The sequence below is a fragment of the Peribacillus sp. P4_B1 genome, assembly GCF_056402395.1.
Genome location: NZ_JBFUHM010000123.1, coordinates 1 through 2,747, shown reverse-complemented (window position 1 = coordinate 2,747; position 2,747 = coordinate 1). Strand labels below are relative to the sequence as shown.

Annotated in this window: 2 protein-coding genes; both read left to right on the top strand. The window is 44.8% G+C overall.

Annotation, left to right across the window (positions count from 1 at the left end; genetic code table 11):
- Positions 1-1,210, top strand: a 1,210-nt coding sequence (gene hutU, locus AC1DVK_RS26645; protein ID WP_477627799.1) for a urocanate hydratase, incomplete at its 5' end; no start/stop codon positions are given.
- Positions 1,207-2,505, top strand: coding sequence for an imidazolonepropionase (hutI, locus tag AC1DVK_RS26640; protein ID WP_477627798.1), 1,299 nt, complete (start codon positions 1,207-1,209; stop codon positions 2,503-2,505). The genes hutU and hutI, both read left to right, overlap by 4 nt.
- Positions 2,506-2,747 lie beyond the last annotated feature (242 nt).

Here is a 2,747-nt window from a genome sequence, read left to right as displayed (position 1 = left end):
TTTCAATAACTCGTTAAAAGGCACAATTACTCTAACTGCAGGTTTAGGCGGAATGGGAGGGGCACAGCCGCTAGCAGTTACGATGAACGGCGGTGTCTGTATCGGGATCGATGTTGATGAGACAAGAATTGACAGGAGGATTGAGACCCGTTATACCGATGTGAAAACGGATTCTTTGGATGAAGCCATTCGTTTAGCTAAAGAAGCAAAACTTGCTGGAAAAGCTTTATCTATCGGTTTGATTGGGAATGCGTCCGATCTTCTTCCTGAAATGATCGCTAGGAACTTTATTCCGGATGTCCTGACTGATCAAACTTCCGCCCATGATCCGCTAAATGGATATACACCTTCAGGTTTGTCTATGGAGGAAGCTGCAGAATTACGGAATGCGAATCCGGAAGAGTATATTAAACTCTCTAAAGCTTCAATGGCCAAACATGTAAGAGCGATGCTTGAAATGATGGAAAAAGGAGCCGTGACGTTTGATTATGGCAACAATATCCGTCAAGTTGCGAAAGATGAAGGGGTAGAGAATGCTTTTGACTTCCCGGGCTTCGTTCCAGCTTATATCCGTCCACAATTTTGTGAAGGTAAAGGTCCATTCCGCTGGGTGGCTTTATCTGGTGATCCAGAAGACATTTATAAAACAGACCAAGCGATTTTACGCGAATTCGCTGATAATGAACATTTATGTAACTGGATCAGAATGGCTCAAGAAAAAATCCAGTTCCAAGGCCTGCCGTCCCGCATATGCTGGCTTGGTTATGGGGAGCGCGCCCGTTTTGGTAAAATCCTAAATGATATGGTTGCAAGCGGTGAATTGAAGGCCCCGATAGTAATTGGGCGTGACCATTTGGATTCAGGCTCTGTTGCTTCGCCGAATCGTGAAACGGAAGCCATGAAGGATGGTTCGGATGTAGTGGCTGACTGGCCGATCTTAAATGCAATGGTGAATGCAGTGGGCGGTGCAACCTGGGTTTCCGTACATCATGGCGGCGGCGTAGGAATGGGTTACTCCATGCATGCAGGCGTTGTAATTGTGGCAGACGGAACCAAAGAAGCAGGAGCAAGGATTGAGCGAGTGTTGACAACGGACCCTGGGATGGGCGTAGTGCGTCATGTTGATGCAGGGTATGAACTGGCAGAGGAAACAGCTCGTGAAAGAGGAATTAATATCCCAATGCTTGATAAAGGAATTGATAAACAATGACAAAACCAATTTGGATAAAACATGCCACTCAACTTGCTACCCTTACGTCTGATAGGAAAGGTCCTCGTTCCAAAGAGGCAATGTCGGAGCTGGGGTTGATTGAAGATGGAAGCATATGGATGGAATCTGGTTTGATCCAAGCGATCGGTACGACCAAAGAATTGGAAGAACTCTATGCAGATAGAATGCATGAAGCTGAAGTTTTCGATGCTTCTGGCCATTTAGTGACGCCAGGGCTAGTTGATCCCCATACGCATGTTGTATATGGCGGGAGTCGTGAGCGTGAATTTGAAATGCGTCTTGAAGGTGCAACATATATGGACATAATGAACGGGGGCGGGGGCATTCATGCAACAACCCGCATGACCCGGGAAGCAAGTGAAGAAGAGTTGATGGAACAAACCACAAGGCGTCTTGATTCGTTTCTCGCTCATGGCGTGACTACAGTAGAAGGTAAAAGCGGTTACGGAATGAATTTGGAAACTGAGTTAAAGCAATTGCGGGTGATGAAGAAGTTACAGGAGGAGCATCCGATTGACCTTGTTCCTACTTTTATGGGAGCCCATGCAGTTCCAAAGGATTATAAAGGCCGTGAGGATGAATTTGTCGATCATTTGATAAATGATATGCTTCCAATTGTCTCTGAAGAGAAGCTTGCTGAATTCAATGATGTATTTTGTGAAAAGGGGGTTTTTACCCCTGAACAATCAGAGCGTATTTTAAAGGCGGGAAAAAAGTACGGTTTGATCCCTAAAATTCATGCCGATGAAATTGAGCCATACGGTGGAGCAGAACTGGCTGCCGAAATAGGAGCGATTTCAGCTGAACATTTATTAAAGGCTTCCGAAGAGGGGATTCAAGCCATGGCTAAGTCAGGAACCATTGCCTGCTTGCTTCCAGCCACAGCTCTGTATTTAAGAGAAGATGCGGCTCCAGGACGCCGAATGGTTGATGRAGGTGTAGCGGTTGCCATTTCGACTGATTGCAATCCTGGATCCTCGCCGACGACTTCTATGCCTCTTGTCATGAACTTGGCATGCATCTCGATGCGGCTTACCCCTGCTGAAGCACTAACGGCGGCAACATACAATGCTGCTTGTGCAATCAACAGACAAGAAAAGGTAGGTTCGCTTGAAGTCGGAAAACAAGCCGATGTCGTTTTATGGAATGTAGAAAACTATCAGGAATTGCAATATTTATTTGGAGTTAATCACGTTAAGTCCGTATGGAAAAAGGGTGTTCAAGTTGTGAATGATAGAGTGAAGGCTGTATCAAAAAGCCTGACTGGTCTATAAAATTCACTAAAAGAAGAGAGCTATACCCATCGCCAATCATTTGGTTGACCGTATCTCTCATGAAACAACCTTTGATGGAGTTCAATCAGTTTATCAGGAGCCTCTTTATATCCGCTGAAATTTCGGCGGATGTAAAAAGGCTTTGATACCTTACAACATGAAAAAAACTAGATAAAGGGCAGGATTACTGTTTTTATATTTAAAATCAGTAAGTATTGCTGCTCTCTAATAAACATCAAGGC